Origin of the sequence: Allobosea sp. (assembly GCF_048595345.1) — a bacterium.
Classification (GTDB): Bacteria; Pseudomonadota; Alphaproteobacteria; order Rhizobiales; family Beijerinckiaceae; genus Allobosea.
In genome coordinates this window covers 1-24,427 of sequence record NZ_JBMDWH010000137.1, presented here as the reverse complement: position 1 = coordinate 24,427, position 24,427 = coordinate 1, and the positions used below count along the sequence as shown (strand labels likewise).

Below are 24,427 nucleotides of genomic sequence, written 5' to 3'. Positions count from 1 at the left end.
AGGCACCGCGCCTGCGGGATCCAGCCTGCGCCAGATTAGCGGCGCTCCGGACGCGCGACTGTAGGGGGCGGGCAACACTGTGGGCATTTCGCCACGCCGGATGACGGGGCTTAGGGTCTGGCGCGCGTCGCCCGCGCGTGAGATGAGACGCCATGCACGCTCTCGCCATCATCCCCTATCGGGCCGGTTTCGGGATCGACGACTTCGTCCAGCGTCTGGTGCCGCGGCTGCGCCAAGCGGGTCTGCGCCTCGGCGGCGTCGTCCAGCACAATGATCCGGAAGCGGCTGATCGCTGCATGGCGATGTCGCTGGAGGATCTGGCGGATGGCCGCCGCTTTCCGATCAGCCAGGATCTCGGAGCGGCGGCGCGCGGCTGCCGGCTCGATGCCACCGGTCTGGCCGCCGCGACGGCGGCCTTCGCGGGTGCTCTTTCGGGCAGGGTCGATCTGGTGCTGGTCAACCGCTTCGGCAAGCAGGAGGCGATGGGCGAGGGGCTTCGCGACGAGATCGCGCGCACGGTTCTGGCCGGGGTGCCGCTGCTGGTCCCGGTCCGCCAGGAGTTCCTGCCGGCCTGGCGCGATTTCGCCGGCGACGACTGGGCGCAATTGTCGGCGCAGGAGGATGCGGTCGAGCATTGGGCCCTGGCGATGCTCGCCCGGGCGGCGTGACGCGGAGCCATGACTGCCCAGCCGCAGACGATCGGGCTCATTCTGGCAGGTGGCCTGTCCCGCCGCATGGGCGGCGGCGACAAGGCGCTGCTGCCTCTCGGCGGCCGGCCGCTTCTGGCGCATGTGGCCGCGCGCCTGGCGCCGCAATGCGCCGAACTCCTTCTCAACGCCAATGGCGACCCCGCCCGCATGGCGGATTTCGCTCTGCCGATCGTTCCCGACTCCATCCCCGACCATGCCGGCCCTCTCGCCGGCGTTCTGACAGGGCTGGACTGGCTCGCCGCGCACCGGCCGGCCACGGAATGGCTGGTGACCGCCGCCGCGGATACGCCCTTCCTGCCGCCGGATCTGGTCGCGAGGCTGCACGCAGCGCGGGGCGAGGCCGGCACGCCTCTGGCCTGCGCCGCCTCCGGCGATCAGCGGCATCATGCGATCGGACTCTGGCCGGTCTCCATCCGCCAGGCGCTGCGCGATCGGCTGGAGGCTGGCGAGCGGCGCCTGCGTGCGGTCACCGACCGCTTCGGCGTGGCGGAGGTGCCATGGCCGGCGCAGCCGCGCGACCCCTTCTTCAACATCAACACGCCAGAGGACCGCGCGAGGGCCGAGGCGATGCTGGTGGCCGCTGACCCTATTCGATGACGATGCGCGGCGCCGGCCGCGTCGCCCCGCCCCGCGCCGCCTGCACCTGCCGCGCCAGCGCGACATAGGCCTTGGCATGCGCGCTTCCCGGATCGCTGGCGACGATCGGCCGGCCGCCATCCGAGGTCTCGCGGATCGGCATGGCGAGCGGGATTTCACCGAGGAAGGGGATGCCGAGCCGCTCCGCCTCGTGCCTTGCGCCGCCATGGGCGACGATGTCGGAGCGGTGGCCGCATTCCGGACAGATGAAATAGCTCATATTTTCGACCAGCCCGAGGATCGGCACCGCGACCTTGCGGAACATGGCGACGCCCCGCCGCGCATCGAGCAGCGCGAGGTCCTGCGGCGTCGAAACGATGACGGCGCCCGCCAGCGGCACCTGCTGGGCCATGGTCAGCTGCGCGTCGCCGGTGCCCGGCGGCATGTCGACGACGAGCACGTCGAGCTCGCCCCAGGCGACTTCGCGCAGCATCTGGGTGATCGCTGAGATCACCATCGGCCCGCGCCAGATCATCGGCGTCTCTTCATCGACCAGAAAGCCGATCGACATGAGCTTCAGCCCATGGGCCTCCATCGGCGCCAGTGTCCGCCCGGAGACGACCTGCGGCCGGCCACCGACCCCGAAGATCTTCGGCATGGACGGGCCATAGATATCCGAATCGAGCACGCCGACCTTGAGGCCGAGCGTCGCCAGCCCCAGCGCGAGATTGGCGGCGGTCGTGGATTTGCCGACGCCGCCCTTGCCGCTCGCGACGGCGATGATCTGCTTCACCCCCGGCACGCCGGCCGGCTTGGGCGGGGCGCCGCCCGGTGCCGGTCGCTGCGCCTGCTGGCGCGCCTGCATCCCGGCCGAGGGCGCCGGCTTGTCGGCCGTGAGCCCGACAAGCACCTGCGAGACGCCCGGCAGGCCGCCGACCGCGCTCTCGGCCGCCTTGCGCACCGGCTCCATCGCCTGTGCCTCCGTGGCGTCGATGCCGATGGCGAAGATCACCTTGCCGCCGTCGATCAGGATGTTCGCCACCCGCCCCGAGGCGGCGAGCGACTGCCCGCTGGCGGGCAGCTTCACCAGTTCCAGCGCACGCAGGATATCGGCTTGGGACAGGCTCACCTCGGCAGCTCCTCTCGCGGCCCGGCCGCCTTGCGGATGTGGAAGACCAGCGTGCCGTCCTCCTCGCTCTGCCGCTCCAGCCCGTCGCCGGTTTCGCGCAGCAGATGGGGCAGGTCGATCGCGGCCATCGGGTCGGTGCAGCGGACGACGAACAGGCTACCGGCTGCAGCCGCCTGCAGCGCCTTGCGGACATGCAGCACCGGCAGCGGGCATTTCAGGCCACGCAGATCGAGCGGGATCGTCTCCATCCCCCGTTCATAGGCCGCTCCTCGCGCCACCGGCAACCCGCCGGCGATGCGGCGCTTGACCGCCCCGCCTCCCGCGCCGAAGAGGGAAGGGCGTGAGGACATCGGGTGAGGCGAAGGGCGATGGCGCCATGGCGCGGCTAAGGGGTGCGGGCGAGCCGCTGCTGACGATCGAGCAAGCGGGGGCACGCGCCGCGCGCCTGGTCTCGCCCGTGGCCGAGAGCCGCCTGATCGGCCTCGCCGAGGCCGATGGCCGGGTGCTGGCCCGGCCGCTGGGCGCCCCTGCCGCCCTGCCGCGCTTCGCCAACGCCGCCGTCGACGGCTACGCGCTTCGCCATGCCGATCTGCGCCGCGACGCGGTCACCGACCTTCCCGTTCTCGGCCGCGTCGCCGCAGGCCAGCCGGCTGCGCCCCTGAGGCAGGCGGGCGCCATCCGCATCTTCACCGGTGCGCCGGTCCCGGAGGGAGCCGACACGCTGGTGATGCAGGAGGAGGTGCGGCGCGAGGCCGAGCGCGTGCTCATCCCGCCCGGCCAGCGCCTCGGCGCGCATATCCGCCCGGCGGGGGAGGATATCGCGATCGGCGCCCGGGTGCTGGAGGCCGGCCACCGGCTGCGGCCGCAGGATATCGGCCTGCTGGCAGCGCTCGGCCTCACGGGGGTCGAGGTGCTGCGCCGCCCGCGCGTGGCCCTGTTCTCGACCGGGGACGAGCTGGCCGAGCCCGGCGGCACCTTGGGCCCCGCCGCGATCCATGACGCGAACCGGGCGATGCTCCGCGCGCTGCTGCTGCGGGCCGGTGCCGAGCCGGTCGATCTCGGCATTCTGCGTGACGACCGCGCCAGCCTGTCGGCCCGGCTCGCTCAGGCGGCGGGCGATTGCGACCTCGTTCTCACCTCGGGCGGTGTCTCCGTGGGCGAGGAGGATCATGTCAGGGCGGTGGTGGCGGCGCTCGGCGCGCTCGATCTCTGGCGCATCGCGATCAAACCGGGCAAGCCCGTCGCGGTCGGCCGGATCGGGCCGACGCCCTTTCTCGGCCTGCCGGGCAATCCGGTCGCGGTGTTCGTCACCTTCGCCTTTCTGGCGCGCCCGCTCCTCGCGCGGCTGGCGGGCGCAGAGTTCCATTCCCCGCAGCGCCTGCCGGTGAGGCTGGGCTTCGGCTACCGCAAGCAGCCGGGCCGGCGCGAGTTCCTGCGCGTTTCGCTCGAACCCGCCGCCGATGGCGGCCTGATCGCCCGCCGCCATCCCGGCTTCGGCGCCGGCTCGCTGGTCTCGCTCGCCCAGTCGGACGGGCTGGTGGAGCTCGTCGAGCAGTTGGGCGAGGTGGAGGAGGGCAGCTTCCAGCCCTTCCTGACCTATGCCGGCTTGTCCTGATCAATCCCGCCGGAAGATCACGCTCGCGCCCCATCCCAGGAACAGCGCCATCAGCACGGTCGCCAGCCCGTAGAACAGCGGCCAGTCATAGGCGGCGGAGGCGAGGCGCTGCTCCGCGCCGGTCTTGATCACCTCGAAATGCGTCTGCTGCCGCGCCAGCGGCACGCCTCCGGCATAGAGAACGACATCGACCGTATAGGTCCCTGTCGGGGCAGTGGCGGGCACGTCCACCGGCGCGCTGAAGAGGGCGCTGGAGAGAAAGGTGACGCCCCGCTCGCGATAATCGTAGAGCCCCTTGCCCTGCATGATCCGCACGAGACTGTCGCGGAAGCGCGCCGTCACCGCGTCGTCGAACCAGGCTTGCGGGGTGCGCTCGGCATTGGCGAGGCCGACGCGCTCGCGCTCGGCCATGGCCGGGCTCATCATCTCGGCGATCGGGCGGTTGCTGGCCACGAACAGGAAGACGGGACTCTCCGGGAAGCGCCGCTGCGTTCGATTGATCCAGACCGGGCCGATGCTCTCCTTCTCGCGCACCAGCAGCATGCGGCGCGGGCCGCGCACGGTGACGACGATGTCGTGCGGTTCGGCGCGCGAGCCGCTGCGCCCGTCCCGTTCCACCAGCCCGAAAACGGTCAACTGGCTCCCGGTATAGTTGGAGGTGATCTGGATCTGGTGGCTGGACATCGCCGCCACCAGCGTCTCCGCCCGGGCCGGAGCCGCGGCGGCGAGCGCGAGCAAGGCGAAGGCGAGAAGGCCCCTCATCGCGCGCTCTCCGGCACGACCACCGAGAAGGGCTCGGTCGGCGGGATCAGCAGCTCGATCGCGAAACGCAGGCCGACCGAGAGGATGAGCAGCGCCAGCAGCAGCCGGAAGGATTCGACATTGAGATTGCGCGCCGCCCGCCCGCCGAACTGCGCCCCGACGACCCCGCCGACCAGCAACAGCGTCGCCAGAATGATGTCGACCGATTGGTTGGTGACGGCGTGCAGAATCGTGGCGCCCGTCATCGTCACCAGGATCTGGAAGAGCGAGGTGCCGACCACCACGGCGGGCGGAATGCGGAAGAAATAGATCAGCGCCGGCACCAGGATGAAGCCGCCGCCGACGCCCAGCACCGCCCCGATGAAGCCGATCACGGTGGCGAGCAGCGCGATCGGCAGGACGCTGCAATACAGGCCCGAACGCTGGAAGCGCTGGCGCAAAGGCAGGCCCATCCACCAGGGATGCGTGCCGCCCTTGCGCTTCAGCCGCGCCGGCCGGCCGGCTCGGACCCGCATCATCGCGCGCAGCGCGTCATAGAGCATCAGCCCGCCGATCACCGAGAACAGCGTGACATAGGAGAGGGTGATCACCAGCTCCAGCTGGCCGAGCCTGCGCATGGCGTTGAAGAACAGCACGCCCAGCACGGTGCCGACGATGCCGCCCGCGACCAGAACCCCGCCGAGCTTGAGATCGAGCGCGCGGCGCCGGAAATAGGTGAGGACGCCCGTGGTCGAGGAGCCGGCGACCTGCGCCGCCACGGTCGCGACCGCGACCGCCGGGGGAATATCCAGGAAGATCAGGAAGGGCGTCAGCAGGAAGCCGCCGCCGACGCCGAACAGGCCGGAGATGAAGCCCACCGCGCCGCTCAGCCCCAGCACCATCAGCACGCTGATCGGCAGCTCGGCGATCGGCAGGTAGATCTGCACGGCGTCCCCTCTGGCTCGGTGATGCGGCCTCTGCCGCCACCGACGGTCCCGGATCAGGCGCCCGGGTTAAGGCAAAGTCTCATGACGGATATGTCGGTGGCGATCCGGCGCGCCGACGCTCCCCTCGGGAAGCGGCGCCGCCCCAGAAGGCCATCCTTTATCCACGGACGTCAACATGGCGCGGCTGAAACGAGGCTCAGCTGCGCGCCGGCTTGGCCGGCTTGGCGGTGGCGGCGGTCGGCGTCGCGTCCCAGCCCCGGGCCGGCGGCGCGACCTCGTTGGCGGCGGCGTCGATCGTCCGCGGTCGCCAGCTCGCGGTGCGGGCCTTGGCCGCGGCGAGTTCCTCGGGCTTCAGCCGCTGCGAGACCTCGTCGCGCTTCTTGGCCGCATCCTCGTCGCCCTGGCTCGCGGCCAGCGAGAACCAGAGATAGGACTGGCCCAGATCCAGCGGCGCGCCGAGACCGCGCCCGAGCAGCACCGCCAGATTGTACTGGCTGTCGCGCACGCCGAGCTCGGCCGCCTTCGCGAACCACTGGTTGGCGGTGGCGTAATCCGGCTTGCCGGCGGCCCCTTCCGCATAGAGCACGGCGAGGTTGTGCATCGCCTTAGCGTTGCCGCGCTCGGCCGCGCGCTCGTACCAGACGCGGGCGAGCGACAGGTCGCGCTGCGTGCCGATGCCCTTTTCGAACATGTTGCCGATGCGGAACTGGGCCGGGGCGAGGCCGGCGACGGCCGCCCGCTCGAACAGCCGCAGCGCCGCCTTGGGATCGCGCTGGCCGGCGGGGCCATCGGCGGCCCGGCTCGCCAGTTCGTAGACGGCGCGGGCATCGCCCTCCTGCGCGGCCTTGCGCAGGCCGGGGCTGCCGAGCCCGGCCGGAAGCTCGCCGAGGCCGCTGACCGGCTGAACCACATCGGCGGCCGGCGCCGAGGCGGGGGGCTCCAACTGTGCCGGGATCGGCTCCGCCGTGGCGATCGTCGCCGGCGGCGCGGCCAAGGCCGGGTCGGCCGGCAGGCTCGCGGCGGCCTGCGTCTCCGGCGCGGTCGGCGCGAGGGAGGACTGGTCCTTGCGCGGCGCGGCGGGCGCGGGCGCCGGAATGGCCTTCTCGCCCGTCTCTGCGTCGCTGGTCGCGGCCGGCGTGCCGTTATGGGCGGTCTTCGCCGCATCGCCACGCAGTGCGCCGGTGACGACATGGGCGGTGCCCATGGCCAGGATCACGGCCGCGAGCGCCAGCAGCAGCGGCCGCTTGCGCTTGGCCATGATCTCGCCGAGCTTGCCCGGCGTCTTGGCGGCCTGCTCGGGCGCGGCGGCCGGCGTCGCGGCCGCTTCGCTCGCCGCCTTGGCCGAGCGGCGCGCCGCCGCGATCAGGCTCTGGCGGATCGACTGCGCATCCTGCGCCGCTGCAACCGGGCTTTCGGGGCGCGGTCGGCCGGAGCCGGGTTCGAGCGGCAGGTCGAAGGCGTTGTCCTGCAGGTCGAGGCTGGGCTCGATGCGGCCCTGGGCGGCGGGCGGGACCGCGATCGGGGCGCGATCCTCGGCCGTGGCGACGAGCCCGGCCTGGACGCGCATCTGTGCCGCCATCGCCGGCTTGGCCGCAGGCTCCGGGGCCGGCGGGGCCATGATCGGGGCGGGAGACGGCGCCGGCTCGCGCGCGGCGCGCCTTTCGGCCACCAGCTCGTCCTCGAGGCTGGCCAGCCGGCCCATGATCGCCTCGAGCGTGTGGTGGACGGCTCCCAGCGTGTCCTGCGTCTGCCGCTCGGTGGAGACCTGCGTGTCGCGCAGCCCCGTGACGAGGGTCGACAATTCGGCGATGCCGCGATCGGGCGCCTTGGTGCTGGCCTGGACGAGCGCGGCCCGCTCCGCGGCGCTCTCCTCGCGCATGGAGCGCAGATGCACCACCAGGTCCTGAAGCGTCCGCTCGATGCCGCTTTCGCTCTGGCGGGTGGCCGCCGCCTCGTCGAGCCGGGCCGCGAGGCCCGAGATCTGCTGTTCCAGCGCCTCGAAGGAGTCGCTGCCTGCGCCGGGCGAGCCGGCTTCGTCGATCTTGTCGGCGAGCTTCTGGAGCATCGCTTCGATCGGGCCGAGATCGACCGCGCCGGCATCCTCCCCCACCATCCGGGTCAGGCGGTTCGATGCTGCGAGCCCGTCGATCCGTTCCGCCAGCTTGTCGATCTGCCGGGCGATGGCCGCCGGGCCTTCTTCCGCCATGCGGTCGAGGCGCGCCTGCAGCGCGTCGATGCGGCCGTCGATATACTCGTCGGGCCGGTGCTTGGCGATGGTGTCGAGCTTGCGGGCGAAACCGTCCAGCCGCATGCCCAGATCCGCCAGCGGCGCCGACAGCACGTCGCGCGACTGGCCGGCGAGCACCACGCTGCGCATGTCGTCGATCGCCGAGGAGAGGTTGCGCAGCTCGCGCGGATCTGGCTGCCCCTCGCGCAGCCGGGCGACCTCGAAATGCAGCGTGCCGATCTGGCCGGAGAGTTCCTCCAGTCGCCCGTCCTGCGCGCCTGCGGTGGCGATCTCGCGCAGCTCGGCCATGTCGCGCAGCAGCGGCGCCAGGGCCGCGCTGTCGCCGCGCTGGGCCAGAGCGTCGATCTTCGCCGCCAGATGCGCGATCTCCAGCTCGAAGCGCTGATAGGCCTCGCCGCCGCGATCCTGCGACAGCCTTGCGACCTCGGCCTCGATGCGGGCGAGCGGCTTCAGCACCGGCTCGAAATGGTCGCGCCGGTCCAGCCGCTCGAGCCTTTCGCCGAGGGCGTTGATCCGGCTCTCGATCGCCTTGAGCAAGCCGTCATTCGCGGGCGGCTGCGGCGCCGGCTGAACCGGGAGGGAAGCGGGGCGGGCGCTCTCGGTCCCGAGCCGGGCGCCCAGCTCGCGCAGATCGCTGCGCAGCGCCGCGATACGCTCCTGCGCATTCGAGGACGGGCGCGCGGCGCTTTCGGTCGCTCCGTCGAGAACCTGCTGGCGCGTGCGGATATCGGTGACGGCGGCCTTCAGCCCTTCGCGGCTGAAGGCGAGGCGCGGCGAGGCCTGGGCGCGAATCGCCGCTTCGAGCCGCGGCTCGGCGGAGCGGCGCTCCACATCGGCGATACGCTCGCCCATCGTCTTGATCGCCTCGGCGATGAGGCTGGTCGCGCGCTCCTGGCGTTCGGCGACCGCCCGCTCGCCGCTGGCGAGCCGCGTCTCGGTGCGCTCGATCCAGCGGGTGATGGAATCGAGCGCGTCGGCGGTACGCTGGCCCTGTCCGCGCGTGAGCTTCTCGGTGCGTTCGGCCTGCCGAAGCAGGCTTTCGATCTGGCGCGGATCGGCGCGCAGCGGCTCGGGGGCAGGGGCGGAGGCGGTGTCCATCGGGCTGCCCGAGAGCTTCGCCAGCCGCTGGGACAAAGCGGCGATGTCGAGCTGTTCCGGCGCGGGAGCAGCGGCGAGATCCTCGGCCGCCTCGTCGCGAATCTTGGTGTCGAGCCATTCGCCGAGCGTCATACCGGCGCGGCGCGCCGCAGCCTTGGCCGCGTCCCGCGTTCTCGGGTCCACACCCTTGACGCTCCAGGGCAAGCTGTTCGCCATTGTTCCTGCTCGCCTGAGGGGACCTCTTGCAAGCGGAGGCAGTCCCTCGTCTGCCGATCCGCGTGATCCGGCGACTCCTGAAGGAATCGTAACCGGCTGAGGACGGCCGGACCACAGGAGCGACATTTGGCCGGTATGGTAAACAGCAGGTTAAGAAATTGGCCGCTTCGTTAATTTGCCGCAAAGCAGATGGGGTCCAGACCGTGCCGGACTGGGGCAGATAACCGTAACTTACCCCCCATGCCGGGGCATTACCTGACGACGCCGGAAAGAGATGCCTAGCTTGCGGGCACCTCCGCCGTCTCGCCCGAAGCAGGGCGGGAGGCTGTGTTTTTCAGGGATTGACCGCCGCATGTCGCGCCACAGCTCCGCTCTGGCGGGTTCTTCGAGTATTGAAGCCCGTTCTCACGATCCGTCCGACGAGGAGGGTGGCTTCACGATCAGCGACCTCGCCCGCGATTTCGGCGTGACCCTGCGCACCCTGCGCTTCTACGAATCCCGGGGTCTGATCACCCCCGCCCGTTCGGGGATGACGCGGATCTACTCCGCCCGCGATCGGGCGCGCCTGGCGCTGATCCTCAAGGGCAAGCAGCTCGGCTTCACCCTCGTCGAGATCCGCGCGATGCTCGCAAGCGAAGAAAAGAAGAGCGGCACGGGCAAGCCTGCGGCCTCCGTCGGCGGGCTTCATCTCACGCGCGAGCAGATCATGGAGCAGCTCGAACTGCTCCGGAGCCAGCGTAGCGAGATCGACGATGCCATCGCCGAGCTGGAAGCCTCGCTGTCTCAGGTGCCTTCCGCCTGAGGCCGCCCGCGCACCGCTTATCCAGGAAGCCCCGGTCCGTGCCGGGGCTTTTTTCTTGGCGCCGGGGCCATCCTGTGGCGCGGCCGCCGCGGCAGGGTCCGGCGCTTTCCCAGGATGTGGCCTTGCGCAGTCGCAGCAGAATAGTTTATATGTGAACTATCAAGAGCCGGCATACCCCCGACCCGCCCGGTCGCGTGGGGCCGCGGGCCAACAGGGAGGTCGAGATGCCGGTCTACAAGGCGCCCGTCGAGGACACGCTGTTCCTGCTCAACGACGTCTTCAACATCGAGCGCTACAACAATCTGCCCGGTTTCGCCGATGCCAGCCCCGATGTCGTGGAGGCTGTGCTGGGCGAGGGGGCCAAGCTCTGCGAGGAGGTGCTCCAGCCCCTCAACCGCTCCGGCGATCTGGAAGGCTGCACCCGCAATGCCGACGGCACGGTGACGACCCCCAAGGGCTTCAAGCAGGCCTATGAAGCGTATGCCGGGGGCGGCTGGATCGGCCTCGCCATGGACCCCGAATATGGCGGCCAGGGCCTGCCCTACACGCTCGGCGCCGTCATCAACGAATACGCCTCGGCTGCGAACATGGCCTTCGCGATGTATCCGGGCCTGACCATGGGCGCGATCGCCGCGCTCTATGTCCATGGGTCCGAGGAGCAGAAGCGCACCTATCTGCCGAAGATGATCGACGGCACCTGGTCGGGCACCATGAACCTCACCGAGCCGCATTGCGGCACGGATCTCGGCCTGCTCAAGACCAAGGCCGTGCCCAATGGCGACGGCTCCTATGCCATCACCGGCACCAAGATCTTCATATCGGCCGGTGAGCAGGACATCACCGAGAACATTGTCCATCTCGTGCTCGCCCGCATCGAGGGCGCGCCCGCCGGCACCAAGGGCATCTCGCTCTTCGTCGTGCCGCGCAACCGGATCGGCACGGATGGTGCGGTGGGCGAGAACAACCACGTCAGCTGCGGCTCGCTCGAGCACAAGATGGGCATCCACGGCAACTCCACCTGCGTCATGAACTATGACGGGGCGCAGGGCTGGCTGGTCGGCGAGGCGAATCGCGGTCTGAACGCCATGTTCGTGATGATGAACGAGGCCCGTCTCGGCGTCGCGATCCAAGGCCTCGCCCAGTCCGAGGTCGCCTATCAGAACGCCGTCGCCTATGCGAAGGACAGGCTTCAGGGCCGCTCGCTGACCGGCGCCAAGGAGCCGGCCAAGGCCGCCGACCCGATCATCGTGCACCCGGACGTGCGCCGCACGCTGATGTCGGTGAAGGCCTTCAACGAGGGCGCCCGCGCCTTCATGCTCTGGAACGCGCTCGCCTCCGACATCGCCCACCGCTCCGGGGACGCGGCCGAGCGCCAGGCGGCGGACGACCAGCTCGGTCTGATGACACCGGTGCTCAAGGGCGTGCTGACCGATATCGGTTTCGACAACGCGGTGAAGGCGCAGCAGATGTTCGGCGGCCATGGCTACATCGCCGAATGGGGCATGGAGCAGTTCGTGCGCGATGCCCGCATCGCCATGATCTATGAGGGCGCCAACGGTGTGCAGGCGATGGACCTCGTCGGCCGCAAGCTCGGCCGCGATGGCGGGCGCGCCATCATGGGCTTCTTCAACGAGGTCGGCGGGTTCCTGAAGGACAATGCCGAGGACGAGGCGCTGAAGCCGCTCCTCGGGCCGCTTCAGATCTCGTTAGGGCATCTCCAGCAGGCCGCCATGTGGTTCATGAACAACGCCCTCGCCAAGCCCGACAATGCCGGCGCCGGCGCCACCGACTTCATGCACCTGCTCGGCCTGGTCTCGATCGGCTATATGTGGGCCAAGATGGCCAAGGCCGCGCAGGAGAAGCTCAAGGCCGGCGCGAACGGCGCGACCGAGCGGATGAACGCCAAGCTGGTGACCGCCCGCTTCTATATGGAGCGCACCCTGCCGGAGACGGCGGCTCATCTCGCCCGCATCACGGCCGGCGCCGATTCGACCATGGCGCTGAGCGCTGAGCAGTTCTGATCGGGGCAGTCGGCATGAGGCAGTCGTAACCTCCGTTAACCCGACTGCCGACTGCCCATTGCCGACTGCCTAAAAAGAAACCCGGGAGGCCCCCAATGGCAGACGCATTCATCTACGACCATGTCCGCACGCCGCGCGGCAAGGGCAAGGCCGACGGCTCGCTGCATGAGGTAACGGCGATCGAGCTCGGCACCCAGGCCCTGCGTGCGATCAAGGACCGCAACGATCTCGATCCGCTCCTCGTCGAGGATGTGGTGATGGGCTGCGTCGATCCGGTCGGCGAGGCCGCGGCGGACATCGCCCGCACCTGCGCCCTCAAGGCAGGCTACGGCAAGGAGGTGCCGGGCGTGCAGATCAACCGCTTCTGCGCCTCGGGGCTGGATGCGGTGAACCTCGCCGCAGCGCAGGTCATGTCCGGGCAGAAGGAGATGGCGATCGGCGGCGGCGTCGAATCCATGTCCCGCGTCGGCATGGGCGCCTCCGGCTTCGGCATCGCGGTCGACCCTAGCGTCGCCATCGACACCTATTTCATGCCGCAGGGCATCTCGGCCGACCTCATCGCGACGAAATACGGCTTCTCGCGCGACGATGTCGACGCCTTCGCCGTCCGCTCGCACCAGCGCGCCGCCAAGGCCTGGGCGGAGGGGCGCTTCAAGCGCTCGGTCATCCCCGTCACCGACGTCAACGGCCTGACCATCCTCGACCGCGACGAGACGATCCGGCCCGAGACCAACATGCAGGCGCTGGCGGCGCTGAAGCCCTCCTTCGTCCAGATGGGCGAGATGGGCGGCTTCGACGCGGTCGCCACCTCGGCCCATCCCGATGTCGAGTTCGTCAACCACGTCCACCATGCCGGCAACTCCTCGGGCCTCGTCGATGGCGCTGCGGCCGTCCTCGTCGGCTCCAAGAAGGCCGGCAAGGCGGCTGGGCTGAAGCCTCGCGCCCGGATCAGGGCTTTCGCCACCGTCGGCTCCGACCTCGCGCTGATGCTGACCGGCCCGGTCGACGTCACCGAACTGGTGCTGCGCAAGGCCGGGATGTCGAAGAAGGACATCGACCTGTTCGAGCTGAACGAAGCCTTCTCCTCGGTCGTGCTGCGCTACCAGCAGGCGCTCGACATCGACGACGAGATTCTCAACGTCAATGGCGGCGCCATCGCCATGGGCCATCCGCTCGGCGCCACCGGCGCCATGGTGCTCGGCACCGTCCTCGACGAGCTGGAGCGGCAGGACAAGCAGACCGCCCTGGTGACGCTCTGCGTCGCGGTCGGCATGGGCGTCGCCACCATCATCGAACGGGTCTGAGGAGAGCGACCATGAACCTCACCAATTTCCGCTTCGAGGCCGACTCCGACGGCATCGCCACCGCGACCTGGGACATGCCCGGCCGCTCGATGAACGTGATCACCCCCGAGGTGATGGGCGAGCTCGACCAGATCATCGATGCCGTCGTCGCTGACGAGGCGATCAAGGGCTGTGTGATCACCTCCGGCAAGGAGAGCTTTTCCGGCGGCGCCGATCTCACCATGCTCCAGGGCCTGCGCGACCTCTATGTGAAGCTCGCCAAGGAGAAGGGCGAACAGGTAGCGCTGCAGAGCTTCTTCGACGAGAGCCGCAAGCTCTCCTTGCTCTACCGCAAGCTCGAAACCTGCGGAAAACCCTTCGCGGCCGCGATCCATGGCGTCTGCCTCGGCGGCGCCTTCGAGCTCTCGCTGGCCTGCCAGTATCGCGTCGTCTCCGACGATGCCTCGACCCGCGTCGGCCTGCCCGAGATCAAGGTCGGGTTGTTCCCCGGCGCCGGCGGCACCCAGCGCGTGGCACGGCTGATGCAGACCGGCGATGCCCTCCAGATGATGTTCAAGGGCGAGCAGGTGAAGCCGCTGCCGGCGCGCAATTCCGGCCTCGTTCATGCCGTCGCGCCGCGCGCCGACATCGTCCAGAACGCCAGGGACTGGCTCAAGGCCAACCCGCAGGCCACGCAGCCCTGGGACCAGAAGGGCTTCAAGCTGCCCTCCGGCAAGGTGCATTCGCCGGCCGGCATGCAGATCTGGCCGCCGGCCAGCGCGATCTATCGTCGCGAAACCAACGACAACTACCCCGCCGCCCGCGCGATCCTCTCGGCGGTCTATGAGGGGCTCCAGCTGCCCATCGACCTCGCCCTGAAGGTCGAGAGCCGCTACTTCGCCAAGATCCTGCGGACGAAGGAGGCGGCCTCGATGATCCGCTCCCTCTTCGTCTCGATGCAGGAGCTGAATAAGGGCGCCCGCCGCCCGGCCGAGGTGCCCCCCTCGAAGCTGAAGAAGGTCGGAATCGTCGGCGCCGGCTTCATGGGCGCCGGCATCGCCTATGTCACCGCGCTCGCCGGGCTCGATGTCGTGCTGATCGACCGCGACATCGAGGCGGCCGAGAAGGGCAAGGCCTACTCCCACAAGCTGGTCTCCGACCAGATCATGAAGGGCCGCGCCAAGACCGCCGATCGCGACGCGCTGCTCGCGCGCATCACGCCGAGCGCCGACTATGCCGCGCTGAAGGGCTGCGACCTCGTGATCGAAGCGGTGTTCGAGGACCCGAAGGTCAAGGCCGAGGTCATCGCCGCGGTCGAGGCGGCCGTCGGCCCCAAGACGATCTTCGGTTCCAACACCTCGACGCTTCCGATCACGGGCCTCGCCCAGACCAGCCAGCGGCCGAAGAACTTCATCGGCATCCACTTCTTCTCGCCCGTCGAGAAGATGCTGCTGGTCGAGGTCATCATGGCGAAGAAGACCGGCGACAAGGCGCTCGCCATGGCGCTGGACTATGTCCGCGCCATCAAGAAGACGCCGATCGTCGTCAACGACGCGCGCGGCTTCTATGCCAATCGCTGCGTCGGCAATTATCTGCGCGAGGGCCATCTGATGCTGATGGAAGGCATCCCCCCGGCGATGATCGAGGCGGCCGGCAAGCAGGCCGGCATGCCGGTCGGCCCGCTCTCGCTCAATGACGAGGTGGCGATCGACCTCGCGCTGAAGATCGTCAAGGCGACGAAGGCGCAGCTCGGCCCCGAGGCCATCGACCCGGCGCAGGAGAAGCTGCTGACCGAGATGGTCGAGACCCATGGCCGCCTCGGCCGCAAGAACCGCAAGGGCTTCTACGACTATCCGGAAGGCGGCGGCCCCAAGCGGCTCTGGCCGGGCCTCGCCGACATCGTCGGCGGGCGCCTGGCGCCCGAACTCGTTGATATGGAGGAGCTGCAGCAGCGCCTTCTGGTCACCCAGGCGCTGGAAGCGGCCAAGACCTATGAGGAAGGCGTCGTCACCGATCCGCGCGAGGCCGATGTCGGTTCGATCATCGGCTTCGGATTCGCGCCCTATTCGGGCGGCACGCTCTCCTTCATCGACAATATGGGCGCTGCCGCCTTCGTGAAGCTCTGCGAGAAGCTCGCCAAGCGCCATGGCGAGCGCTTCAAGCCGAACCGCCTGCTCAAGCGCATGGCCAAGACCGGCGAGAGCTTCTACGGCGCGGCCGAGAAGAAGGCGGTGGCCTGAGCGCCACCGCTATGGCCATCCGCCCGATCATCCGCTTCCCGGATTCGCTTCTGCGCCGGGCAGCGGAGCCGGTGACGCGCTTCGACACCGATCTGAAGGCGCTCGCCGACGATCTGCTCGACACGATGCGGGCCGCCCCGGGCGTCGGCATCACCGCGCCGCATGTCGGCGTGGCCTTGCGGCTGGTGGTGCTGGAGCTGACGCCGGGCGAGGTCGGGGTCTACGTCAACCCTGAGCGGGTCGCGGCGTCGAAGGAGATGCTGCGCCATAGCGAGGGTAGCGTCTCCATGCCGGGCATCACCGAGGAGATCGAGCGCCCGGCGCGAGTCACGATCCGCTATCGCGACCTCGACGGCGCGGAGCGGAGCGAGGAGGCAGAAGGCTTCCGCGCCATCTGCCACCAGCACGAAATCGACCAGCTCGACGGCATCTTCTGGCTCGACCGCCTCTCGCGGCTGAAGCGGGAGCGGGTGGTGGCCCGGTACAGGAAGCTGGGGCGGGGCTGAGAGCCGTCATTGCGAGAAGCGAAGCGGCGCGAAGCAATCTAGGAGGACGGGGTAGACTGTCCCGTCTGTTGCCCTGGATTGCTTCGCTGCGCTTGCAATGACGGAAAGGGGCCTTACGCCACCGCCCTGATCACCCGCCGCAGCTTGCCGATCAGCTCGTCCACCTGGCTTTCCGTGATGATCAGTGGCGGGGAGAAGGCGAGCGTGTCGCCGGCGGTGCGGATCATCAGCCCTTCCTCGCGGAAGGCGCGGTCCATCGCCTCGTAGCCGCGCTTGCCCGCGCCCTCGGCACGCGGCGCGAGATCGACGGCGCCCACCAGCCCCAGCGTGCGGATGTCGACGACGTTGGGTTCGCCCTTGAGGCTCATCACCGCATCGGCAAAGGCGTCCTCCATCCCGCGCGCACGCTCGAACAACCCCTCCTCGCGATAGATGTCGAGCGCCGCCAGCGAGGCTGCCGCGGCCAGCGGGTGGCCCGAATAGGTATAGCCGTGGAACAGCTCGATCACATTGTCCGGGCCGCCCATGAAGGCGTCGTAGATGTGCTTGCGCACGATCACGCCGCCCATCGGCACGGTGCCTGAGGTCACGCCCTTGGCGAAGGTGATCATGTCCGGGATCACGCCGTAGCGCTCGGCCGCGAAGGCGAAGCCGAGCCGCCCGAAGCCCGTGATCACTTCGTCGAAAACGAGCAGGATGCCGTGCTTGTCGCAGATCTCGCGCAGGCGCTTGAGATAGCCCTGCGGCGGCGGCAGCGCGCCGGTCGAGCCGGCCATGGGCTCGACGATCACCGCGGCGATGGTCGAGGCGTCGTGCAGCGCGACGATCCGCTCCAGATCATCGGCGAAATGGGCACCGTATTCCGGCTCGCCCTTGCTGAAGGCCTGCTTCTCGCGGTCATAGGTGTGGGGCAGGTGGTCGACGCCGGTCAAAAGCGAGCCGAAGAACTTGCGGTTGTTGACCATGCCGCCGACCGAGATGCCGCCGAAGCCGACGCCGTGATAGCCGCGCTCGCGTCCGATCAGCCGGGTCTTGGACGCCTTCCCGGTGACGTTCCAGTAGGCGAGGGCGATCTTCAGCGCCGAATCGGCCGCCTCCGAGCCCGAGCCGGCGAAGAACACATGGTCGAGATCGCCGGGCGCAAGGGCGGCGATCCGCGCGGCCGCGGCGAAGACCTTCGGATGCCCGTACTGGAAGGAAGGAGCGTAATCGAGATCGCGCGCCTGCGCCTGGATCGCCTGGATGATCGGCTCGCGCGCATGCCCGGCATTGCAGCACCAGAGCCCGGCCGTGCCGTCCATCACGGGCTTGTTATCCGGCGTGTAATAGAACATGCCCTCGGCACGCGACACCATGCGAGGATTGGCCTTGAACGACCGGTTGGCCGTGAAGGGCATCCAGAAGGCCTGGAGATCGTTCGGCACGGCGTTGGAGGCGGAGGTCATCGCGGCGTCCTGATGAGTTAACGTTGCAGCAACCTAGCAGGCACAGTCCTGCTGTAAATCGGCCGCCGGACGCGGCATGCCTGCATTGCGAGTATGACGCTGGGTACGCTCTCAGACACAGGCGAGACGCGGTCCCGCGGCGTGGCGGATATACACCAGGCCCGGATCAGGGCAGTCAGCAGACGGGAAACGATGCCAGACAGCGCCGACGGCCATGCGCGTCTCGACGAGCAGACCGCATCCCAGGTCCGTGCGAGCCTGGAGCGCGTGCTCGCCTCGGAGGTGTTTCGCGCCGCGCCGCAGCTTTCGGCCTTCCTCAGCTTCATCGTCGAACGCGCCGTGGAAGGGCGCCGCGCCGAGCTCAAGGGCTACACCATCGCCGTCGAGGCGCTCGGCCGCCCTCCCGAATTCGATCCGCAGAGCGACCCGATCGTGCGGGTCGAGGCCGGGCGGCTGCGCCGGGCACTGACGCAGTATTATGCGGGCGAAGGCAGGGACGATCCGCTGCGCATCGCCATCCCGGTCGGGGCCTATGTGCCGGTTTTCCTCGGTGCCGAGGATGACGGCCTGCAGCCGGCCGAGGACGTCGCTCCGCTGCGACCCGCGCCTGTGCTTGAGGCGAGGGGCCCCTTCGGTCCGGAGCGCTGGCAGGTGCCGGTCCTGCTCGTCCTGTGCCTCACTCTGGCCGCGCTGCTGGTGTCGCATCTTTATTTCGAAAGCGGCCTGCGGGAAACGCCGTCGTCATCGGCACCGGCGGCGAACGAGCTGCCCAGCGTCGTGGTCGTCGCCCAGCCGCCGCCGCAGGCCGGCGCCGAACTCACCGACAGGTTGCGCCGGGCCAGCAGCGCCCTCGTCGACGCGATGAGCCGGTTCGACGATCTCGTCGTGGTGAAGACGCTGCCCGAGGGCGCGCCGCTGACACCCGAGACGGCCGACTACGTCCTCGAACTGAGCATGCGCCTGCTCGACGACACGCTCGAAGGCTTCGGCCTGCTTCGCGCGACGAAGGACGGGCGCGTGGTCTGGGTATCGTCGACGCGGCGGGCTGTCGGCGAGGGCCTGCAGGATCTCGATTTGTCGGCGCGGATGCAGCGCCTCGCGGCGCGGCTGGCCGAGCCTTTCGGAGCGATCCACTCCGATGGGCGGCAAAATCCGGCGACGCCGGCCGCCAACTGCCTCTACCGCGCGCTCGATCACCAGCTGGCGGCGGATTGGGAGCTGCGCGAGCCGGCCGAGCTGTGCCTGCGGCGCCTGATCGCGCGCGATCCGAAGTTCTATCCCGCCTATGCACATCTGACGACGCTGCTGGTCGCGGACCATACGTCCGGGCGCCATGCCGACAGCAAGGCCATTCTGGACGAGGCCCTTTCGGCCGCGCTCGCCGCCCAGCGCCTTTCCCCCTTTTCGGGCCGCGCTCAGGAAGCCGTGGCGAACGCGCTGTTCTTTCGCGGCGCACAGGCGGAGGCGCTCCGGCTCGGCCGCAGTGCCCTGGCGATGAATCCTGCCGATCCCCAGATCCTCGCGAGTCTCGGCTCGCTCTACATCCGCATGAACGAGCCGAAGGAGGGGGGTGCCCTCATCGAGCGGGCGATCGGCCTCAGCCCCGGCCGTCCTTCCTGGTACGTGTTCTATGGCTATCTGGCGGCGTATCTCACCGACGACGACAGCAAACGCAGCGCGCATTTTGCGATGCTGGCGACCGAAACCGGCTCCCATGGACTGCTGGTGCAGGCCCTGGAGGCCGCGCGCCACGGCGATCTGCCGCGCCGGGACGAGAAGGTGCGGCAGCTCGCTCAGAAGCTTCCGCTCTTCCGCCGCGATCCGAAATCGCTATTCGCCGCCAAGAGCTTCGCCCCTGAGCTGACGAAGCGGCTGCTCGACGATCTCGGCATCGTCGGGCCCTGAGGAGCGGCCTGGAGCGCGGGGTGCGCCGCGACGATGCCTGGTTCCGCTGCGTTGACGGAGCGCGCCCGGGACCCGGCTCTCGCTTGCAGCCGCCTGTGCGGTTATCCTTGGTTACTGCGTCCTGATTCGTCCATTTCCGCCACCCCGACGCGCGAGCGCTGCCTTGGCTCCTGTGCGCCTCAAAGCCCTGCACCCTCTTGCCGGCACGGTGACCGGCGTTGCGGTCGGCGCTGCTGTCGTCATTCTGATTCCGAGCGGGCTCGGGAGCGCTCTGGGGTTGGTTTGTGCCGGGGCCGGCGTCGCGCTGACGATGCGGATGTTCGAGGCGCGCATGGCGGCGCAGCGCGAGACGCTTCTGGCCGGGCTGGGCGAGGTCAAGGTGCGGCTCGCCACCAACGCGATCCGCATCGACGCGCTGTCGCAGCGGGTCGAGCAGATGCCGATGCGGGACGTCGATGCCGCCCCGGCCCGTGCCGCGATCAACGAATTGACGGCCGAGGTCGGGCTGCTCGGCGATCTCATCCATCAGGTTGCGACCACACTCGCCGATCACGACGACAAGCTCGCCCGCGCCGCATGGCCGGTCGCGCCGGAGCCGGTGGAGATTCCCGCCGTCGTCCTCGACCCTGAGTCGGTCCGCCGCGAGCGCGCCGATCGTCTCGCCGCCGAGCGGGAGGCCGCCGCCCGCGCGGCGGAGGAGGAGGCGAGGGCCGAGCGGGCCGCGGTCATCGGCGCCGCGCTGAGCGAGGGGCGCCTCGAAGTCCATCTCCAGCCGATGGTGTCTCTGCCGCATCGCCGCACCCAGGGGTACGAGGCGCTGCCGCGCCTGCGGCTGGATGCGAACACGCTGCTCATGCCGCATGAATTCATGCCTGTCGTCGAGGAGCGCGGCTTTGCCGCCACGCTCGACGCGCTGGTGCTGACGCGGGCGCTCGCCATCGCCCGCCATCTCGGCGCCAAGGACGGGAGCATCTTCGTCTCGTGCAATTTCAGTGACTCGACCTGGGGCTCGGCCCGGGCTCTGGCGGCGCTGGCGCGGATTCTCGACAAATATCGCGACCATGCGGGCCATCTCGTCGTCGAGGTTCCGCAGGCGATCTTCCGGCAGCTGCATCCGACCAGCCTCGGCCTGCTCGGCGCGATGTCGGCCAACCGGGTGCGCTTCGCCCTCGATCAGGTCGCGGATCTGCGCTTCGACCCGCAAGCCCTGTTCGACCGCGGCATCCGCTTCGTGAAAGTGCCGGCCGATCTGTTGCAGGACCATGTGGAAGGCCGCATCCGCAGCGATATCGAGGCGGGCGATCTCGCGGCTTTGCTCGGCCGCGCCTCGATCGCGCTGGTCGCCGAGGGGGTCGAGGACAATCCGGCCGCCGCCGACATGATCGAGCTCGGCATCACGCTGGGCCAGGGCAACGCCTTCTCGCCGCCGCGCCCGGTCAAGCCGGAGGTCTTCGCCGAGCCCGAGGCCGCGCGGCAGAGCCAGGGGGAAGCTGCGCACGCACCCGCGCCGCCGGCCGCCTCCGCCGAAGTGGTGGCCCATCCCGCTTCGGCCTCCCTGCGCCCGGTGCCGCAGGCGCCGCTCACCGGGGCCGCCATCGTCCAGGCCGGGACCCAGGCCGCCGGGGCCGATCCCGAGCGCCTGCCTTTCCGCGCCGTGCTGAGGCGCGCTACCGCGGGCGCCGCCTGAGGACGCAGGGACGGCGAATTCACCTTTTCGGTCCGATGCTCTAAACCGGGCTCGCCCCAACCCACGGCGACCTTCCGGAGAACAGCATCGTGTCGACGACCGCTTCAGCCCCCACTGCCGCTCTCAGGGGCTTCTCGGATCTCGCGGGCCGCTTCGACCTGTGCTTCTGCGATGTCTGGGGCGTCGTTCACAACGGCGTCGCGCCCTTTCCAGAGGCGGTGGATGCGCTGGTTCGGATGCGCGAGCAGGGCACCGGCGTCGTGCTGATGACCAATGCGCCGCGCCCGGCTGAGCTGATCGCCGGCCAGCTCGACGGCTTCGGCGTGCCGCGCACCGCCTGGGACGCGATCGTGACCTCCGGTGATGTCTGCCGTGCCCTGATCGGGGCGCGGGCCGGGCGTCCGATGTTCCGTATCGGCCCCGATCGCGACCTGCCGCTGACCGCCGGGCTCGATGCGCCGGAGGTGGCGGCGGCCGAGGCCGATTACGTGCTCTGCACCGGCCTCTACGACGACACCGCCGACACGCCGCAGACCTATGCCGCGCTGCTGCGGGATTTCGCCGCCCGCGGGCTGGAGCTGATCTGCGCCAATCCCGATCTCGTGGTCGAGCGCGGCGGTGAGATCGTGCCCTGCGCCGGTTCGGTCGCGCTCGCCTATGAGGAGATGGGCGGCACCGCCATCTATGCCGGCAAGCCGCACCGCCCGATCTACGAGATGGCCCTCGCCATCGCGCGGGAGAAGCGCGGCGCCGAGGTTCCCCGCGAGCGGATCTGCGCGATCGGCGACGCCATCCGCACCGACATCGCCGGCGCAGCGGCCTTCGGCGTCACCGGAATCATGGTGCTGGCGGGCATCCATGCGCAGGATCTCATGGAAGCGACATGGGAGGAGCGGCACGGCTGGTTCGGCCGGCAGACGCATCGGCCCGACTACGCGCTTCCGCATCTGGTCTGGTGAGGGCGATCCGGCTCGGCGTCGCGACGCGGCTCGGCCGATACGGTCGCTCACGCGCCGGCGAGCGAACCGGGATCCGCGCCTTCAGACCGAGCAGACAGACTCGATCTTGCTGCGCAGCGTCTGCGCGTTGAACGGCTTGACGATGTAATTGCTGACGCCGGCCTTCTTGGCCGCGACCACGTTCTCGGTCTTCGACTCGGCGGTGACCATGATGAAAGGCGTGCTCGCCAGCGCCTCTTCGTCGCGCACGCGCTGGAGAAGCTCGATGCCGCTCATCGGCTCCATGTTCCAGTCGGAGATCACGAGACCGTAGCGCTTGTCCCGCATTTTCTCGATGGCGGCCGAGCCGTCGGAAGCGTCGTCGACATTCTCGAAGCCGAGCTGGCGCAGCAGGTTGCGGATGATGCGGATCATCGTCTGGTAGTCGTCGACGACCAGGATCGGCATGGCGGGATCGAGACCCATTGCGATGCTCCGGGACACGGGCTGTGGCAGCGCCGGAAATGGCCGGCGCCGGCCGCCGGTGAGCCAGCGGCTGTTCATGACAGCGTTGTAGCCTCTGCGCCTTGCAAAGCCGTTAATCCGATCTTCGACTTCTGGTGCGGTGCCGAAGCGGCGCTGCACCAAAGTCCTATTGCCCCGCTTGTGCGGTCGCGAGACGATTGCTGCCCGACACCAGAGGCATGGCGCCGCCCCGCCATGCAGGGCCATGTCCGTTCAGCCTGACTCCGCCGGCCGCTACAGCGTCCACGCCTTCGAGGATCTCGCGATCGGCCGCAGCGAGAGCCTGATGCGCACGGTGATGGAGCGCGACATCGCGCTCTTCGCCGAGCTCTCGGGCGACGCCAACCCGATCCACCTCAGCGAAAGCTTCGCTGCCGGCACCAGGTTCGGCCAGCGCATCGCCCATGGCATGCTCACGGCCAGTCTGGTTTCGGCGGTGCTGGGCACCCGCCTGCCCGGGCCCGGAGCGGTCTATTTGTCGCAGACCCTCACCTTCCTCGCCCCCGTGCGCATCGGCGATGTCGTGACGGCGCGGGTCGAGGTGGTCGAGATGGTGGCGGAGCGCCGGCGCGTGCGCTTCTTCTGCGAATGCCTCGTCGACGGCAAGGCGGTGATGGAGGGCGAGGCCTGGGTCGCGATGCCGCCTCTCGCCCCGCCGCCCGGCAGCGCTTGACGCTCGCACGGCGAGACTCCAAACACGGGCTCGAACCGGGCCGATGCGCCCGGCCAGCTGCTGCAGGGTGATGGCGAGCGATGAGTGCCCAAGCCGAGGCGCGGTCCGTGGACGAGCCGGGTGCCTTCGTCCTCGATCTCGACAAGCCGGTGCCGGATGCGCTGCGCGGCGCAGTGCTGGCGCTCGGCAATTTCGACGGCGTCCATCGCGGCCATGCCGAGCTGGCGCGGGCGGCGGTCCACCTGGCCCGCGAGCGCGGCACGGTCGCGGCGGCCTTCACCTTCGAGCCGCATCCGCGCAGCCTGTTCCGCCCGCAGGAGCCGGTCTTCCGGCTGACGCCGCCGGCGCTCAAGGCCGAGCTGCTGGCGGGGATCGGCTTTGCCCGCAGCCTCGTGCTCCCCTTCGACCAGGACATCGCGGCGATCGAGGCGGCCGCCTTCGTCGACGAGCTGCTGATCGGGCGCCTCGGAGCGGCCGGCCTCGTCTGCGGCTATGATTTTCATTTCGGCAAGGGCCGCACCGGTTCGCCGGAGCTGCTGCAGGCGCATGGGCTGGCCGCCGGGATCCCGGTCATGGTGGTGCCGCCCTTGTCCTGGCAGGGCGAGCCGGTCTCCTCTACGCTGATCCGCCTCGCGCTGGAAGCCGGGGACGTCGCACGCGCCGCCGCCTTCCTCGGGCGCCCCTGGCTGGTGCGCGGGCTTGTGCTGCATGGCGACAAGCGGGGCCGCGATCTCGGCTACCCCACCGCAAACATGCATCTCGCCCGCGACTGCCGGCTGAAATACGGCATCTACGCGGTGCGCATGAAGATCGACGGCATCTGGCACGACGGCGTCGCAAGCTTCGGCAGCCGCCCGACCTTCGACGACGGCGCGCCGCGGCTGGAGACCTTCGTCTTCGACTTCAAGGGCGATCTCTATGGCCGCGTCGTCGACGTCGCCTTCGTCGACTGGCTGCGCGGCGAGGCGAAGTTCGACACGCTGGAGGCGCTGATCGCGCAGATGGACGCGGATTGCGCGCGGGCGCGGGACATCCTGACCGCGCTGTGAGGGGCCGGGACTGTCCGCACCGCCCGGCAAATTCATCGCAGCGATGCCAGTGCGTGACGGCACGGCGGCCATC

The 24,427-nt window shown here is 69.7% G+C and carries 20 protein-coding genes; 13 read left to right on the top strand and 7 right to left on the bottom strand.

From position 1 onward, the window contains the following. Positions 1-152: 152 nt before the first annotated feature. Positions 153-668, top strand: a complete 516-nt coding sequence (locus tag ACOJTB_RS13200) for a DUF2478 domain-containing protein (protein ID WP_420102983.1) — start codon at positions 153-155, stop codon at positions 666-668. A 9-nt stretch (positions 669-677) separates the two neighbouring features. Then, entirely contained in the window at positions 678-1,307 is a 630-nt protein-coding gene (mobA, locus tag ACOJTB_RS13195) for a molybdenum cofactor guanylyltransferase MobA (RefSeq protein ID WP_420102982.1), read from the top strand. Here the strand turns inward: mobA and ACOJTB_RS13190 are convergent. Further along, the gene (locus tag ACOJTB_RS13190; RefSeq protein WP_420102981.1) at positions 1,297-2,415 is read right to left on the bottom strand and encodes an Mrp/NBP35 family ATP-binding protein; all 1,119 of its coding nucleotides are present in this window, start codon (positions 2,413-2,415) and stop codon (positions 1,297-1,299) included. The genes mobA and ACOJTB_RS13190 overlap by 11 nt on opposite strands. Beyond that, positions 2,412-2,765: a sulfurtransferase TusA family protein gene (locus ACOJTB_RS13185; RefSeq protein WP_420102980.1), complete on the bottom strand. Its 354-nt coding sequence runs from the start codon at positions 2,763-2,765 to the stop codon at positions 2,412-2,414. The genes ACOJTB_RS13190 and ACOJTB_RS13185 overlap by 4 nt, the downstream gene beginning before the upstream one ends. Before the next feature lie 26 nt (positions 2,766-2,791). Here ACOJTB_RS13185 and ACOJTB_RS13180 point away from each other — a divergent pair, with 26 nt between their 5' ends. Continuing rightward, positions 2,792-4,030, top strand: coding sequence for a molybdopterin molybdotransferase MoeA (locus ACOJTB_RS13180; protein WP_420103013.1), 1,239 nt, complete (start codon positions 2,792-2,794; stop codon positions 4,028-4,030). Here ACOJTB_RS13180 and ACOJTB_RS13175 read toward each other — a convergent pair whose 3' ends face one another. The 3 genes from ACOJTB_RS13175 to ACOJTB_RS13165 all read right to left on the bottom strand — a co-directional run bounded on the left by ACOJTB_RS13175 (position 4,031) and on the right by ACOJTB_RS13165 (position 9,280). Continuing rightward, a complete protein-coding gene (locus ACOJTB_RS13175; RefSeq protein ID WP_420102979.1) occupies positions 4,031-4,792 on the bottom strand; it encodes a TIGR02186 family protein in 762 nt (253 codons plus the stop codon). Then, on the bottom strand, positions 4,789-5,718 hold the full coding sequence (locus ACOJTB_RS13170; protein ID WP_420102978.1) for a sulfite exporter TauE/SafE family protein: 930 nt from the start codon (positions 5,716-5,718) through the stop codon (positions 4,789-4,791). The genes ACOJTB_RS13175 and ACOJTB_RS13170 overlap by 4 nt, the downstream gene beginning before the upstream one ends. Positions 5,719-5,914: 196 nt before the next feature. Continuing rightward, positions 5,915-9,280 carry an SEL1-like repeat protein gene (locus ACOJTB_RS13165; RefSeq protein ID WP_420102977.1) on the bottom strand — a complete coding sequence of 1,122 codons (3,366 nt, stop codon included), beginning with the start codon at positions 9,278-9,280 and terminating at the stop codon, positions 5,915-5,917. Positions 9,281-9,632: 352 nt separating this feature from the next. Here ACOJTB_RS13165 and ACOJTB_RS13160 point away from each other — a divergent pair, with 352 nt between their 5' ends. The 5 genes from ACOJTB_RS13160 (at position 9,633) to ACOJTB_RS13140 (ending at position 16,132) form a co-directional block, all read left to right on the top strand. Next, positions 9,633-10,082 carry a MerR family transcriptional regulator gene (locus tag ACOJTB_RS13160; protein WP_420102976.1) on the top strand — a complete coding sequence of 150 codons (450 nt, stop codon included), beginning with the start codon at positions 9,633-9,635 and terminating at the stop codon, positions 10,080-10,082. 224 nt (positions 10,083-10,306) lie between these two features. Then, the gene (locus ACOJTB_RS13155) at positions 10,307-12,103 is read left to right on the top strand and encodes an acyl-CoA dehydrogenase C-terminal domain-containing protein (RefSeq protein ID WP_420102975.1); all 1,797 of its coding nucleotides are present in this window, start codon (positions 10,307-10,309) and stop codon (positions 12,101-12,103) included. Between the two features lie 95 nt (positions 12,104-12,198). Further along, positions 12,199-13,407, top strand: a complete 1,209-nt coding sequence (locus ACOJTB_RS13150) for an acetyl-CoA C-acetyltransferase (protein WP_420102974.1) — start codon at positions 12,199-12,201, stop codon at positions 13,405-13,407. Between the two features lie 11 nt (positions 13,408-13,418). After that, positions 13,419-15,626, top strand: a complete 2,208-nt coding sequence (locus ACOJTB_RS13145; RefSeq protein ID WP_420102973.1) for a 3-hydroxyacyl-CoA dehydrogenase NAD-binding domain-containing protein — start codon at positions 13,419-13,421, stop codon at positions 15,624-15,626. A gap of 11 nt (positions 15,627-15,637) precedes the next feature. After that, positions 15,638-16,132, top strand: a complete 495-nt coding sequence (locus tag ACOJTB_RS13140; protein WP_420102972.1) for a peptide deformylase — start codon at positions 15,638-15,640, stop codon at positions 16,130-16,132. 113 nt (positions 16,133-16,245) lie between these two features. Here ACOJTB_RS13140 and aptA read toward each other — a convergent pair whose 3' ends face one another. Continuing rightward, positions 16,246-17,577, bottom strand: coding sequence for an omega-aminotransferase AptA (aptA, locus tag ACOJTB_RS13135; protein WP_420102971.1), 1,332 nt, complete (start codon positions 17,575-17,577; stop codon positions 16,246-16,248). 192 nt (positions 17,578-17,769) lie between these two features. On the opposite strand from aptA, the gene ACOJTB_RS13130 reads away from it, so the two are divergent. The 3 genes from ACOJTB_RS13130 to ACOJTB_RS13120 all read left to right on the top strand — a co-directional run bounded on the left by ACOJTB_RS13130 (position 17,770) and on the right by ACOJTB_RS13120 (position 22,128). After that, a complete protein-coding gene (locus ACOJTB_RS13130) occupies positions 17,770-19,482 on the top strand; it encodes a tetratricopeptide repeat protein (RefSeq protein WP_420102970.1) in 1,713 nt (570 codons plus the stop codon). 172 nt (positions 19,483-19,654) lie between these two features. Next, complete coding sequence (locus ACOJTB_RS13125; protein WP_420103012.1) at positions 19,655-21,169, top strand: EAL domain-containing protein; 1,515 nt, start codon at positions 19,655-19,657, stop codon at positions 21,167-21,169. An 89-nt stretch (positions 21,170-21,258) separates the two neighbouring features. Beyond that, the gene (locus ACOJTB_RS13120; RefSeq protein ID WP_420102969.1) at positions 21,259-22,128 is read left to right on the top strand and encodes a TIGR01459 family HAD-type hydrolase; all 870 of its coding nucleotides are present in this window, start codon (positions 21,259-21,261) and stop codon (positions 22,126-22,128) included. 81 nt (positions 22,129-22,209) lie between these two features. Here the strand turns inward: ACOJTB_RS13120 and ACOJTB_RS13115 are convergent, their stop codons facing one another. Beyond that, a complete protein-coding gene (locus tag ACOJTB_RS13115; protein WP_420102968.1) occupies positions 22,210-22,593 on the bottom strand; it encodes a response regulator in 384 nt (127 codons plus the stop codon). Positions 22,594-22,837: 244 nt separating this feature from the next. Here ACOJTB_RS13115 and ACOJTB_RS13110 point away from each other — a divergent pair, with 244 nt between their 5' ends. Next, on the top strand, positions 22,838-23,305 hold the full coding sequence (locus ACOJTB_RS13110; RefSeq protein WP_420102967.1) for a MaoC family dehydratase: 468 nt from the start codon (positions 22,838-22,840) through the stop codon (positions 23,303-23,305). An 80-nt stretch (positions 23,306-23,385) separates the two neighbouring features. Further along, positions 23,386-24,354, top strand: coding sequence for a bifunctional riboflavin kinase/FAD synthetase (locus tag ACOJTB_RS13105; protein ID WP_420102966.1), 969 nt, complete (start codon positions 23,386-23,388; stop codon positions 24,352-24,354). The last annotated feature ends 73 nt before the right edge of the window (positions 24,355-24,427 follow it).

Coding starts and splice junctions, on each gene's coding strand:
- ACOJTB_RS13110 (WP_420102967.1), top strand. CDS start 22,838: ATGTCCGTTCAGCCTGACTCCGCCGGCCGCTACAGCGTCCACGCCTTC.
- ACOJTB_RS13145 (WP_420102973.1), top strand. CDS start 13,419: ATGAACCTCACCAATTTCCGCTTCGAGGCCGACTCCGACGGCATCGCC.
- ACOJTB_RS13150 (WP_420102974.1), top strand. CDS start 12,199: ATGGCAGACGCATTCATCTACGACCATGTCCGCACGCCGCGCGGCAAG.
- ACOJTB_RS13155 (WP_420102975.1), top strand. CDS start 10,307: ATGCCGGTCTACAAGGCGCCCGTCGAGGACACGCTGTTCCTGCTCAAC.
- ACOJTB_RS13175 (WP_420102979.1), bottom strand. CDS start 4,792: ATGAGGGGCCTTCTCGCCTTCGCCTTGCTCGCGCTCGCCGCCGCGGCT.
- mobA (WP_420102982.1), top strand. CDS start 678: ATGACTGCCCAGCCGCAGACGATCGGGCTCATTCTGGCAGGTGGCCTG.
- ACOJTB_RS13185 (WP_420102980.1), bottom strand. CDS start 2,765: ATGTCCTCACGCCCTTCCCTCTTCGGCGCGGGAGGCGGGGCGGTCAAG.
- ACOJTB_RS13200 (WP_420102983.1), top strand. CDS start 153: ATGCACGCTCTCGCCATCATCCCCTATCGGGCCGGTTTCGGGATCGAC.
- ACOJTB_RS13105 (WP_420102966.1), top strand. CDS start 23,386: ATGAGTGCCCAAGCCGAGGCGCGGTCCGTGGACGAGCCGGGTGCCTTC.
- ACOJTB_RS13140 (WP_420102972.1), top strand. CDS start 15,638: ATGGCCATCCGCCCGATCATCCGCTTCCCGGATTCGCTTCTGCGCCGG.
- ACOJTB_RS13130 (WP_420102970.1), top strand. CDS start 17,770: ATGCCAGACAGCGCCGACGGCCATGCGCGTCTCGACGAGCAGACCGCA.
- ACOJTB_RS13165 (WP_420102977.1), bottom strand. CDS start 9,280: ATGGCGAACAGCTTGCCCTGGAGCGTCAAGGGTGTGGACCCGAGAACG.
- aptA (WP_420102971.1), bottom strand. CDS start 17,577: ATGACCTCCGCCTCCAACGCCGTGCCGAACGATCTCCAGGCCTTCTGG.
- ACOJTB_RS13115 (WP_420102968.1), bottom strand. CDS start 22,593: ATGGGTCTCGATCCCGCCATGCCGATCCTGGTCGTCGACGACTACCAG.
- ACOJTB_RS13180 (WP_420103013.1), top strand. CDS start 2,792: ATGGCGCGGCTAAGGGGTGCGGGCGAGCCGCTGCTGACGATCGAGCAA.
- ACOJTB_RS13160 (WP_420102976.1), top strand. CDS start 9,633: ATGTCGCGCCACAGCTCCGCTCTGGCGGGTTCTTCGAGTATTGAAGCC.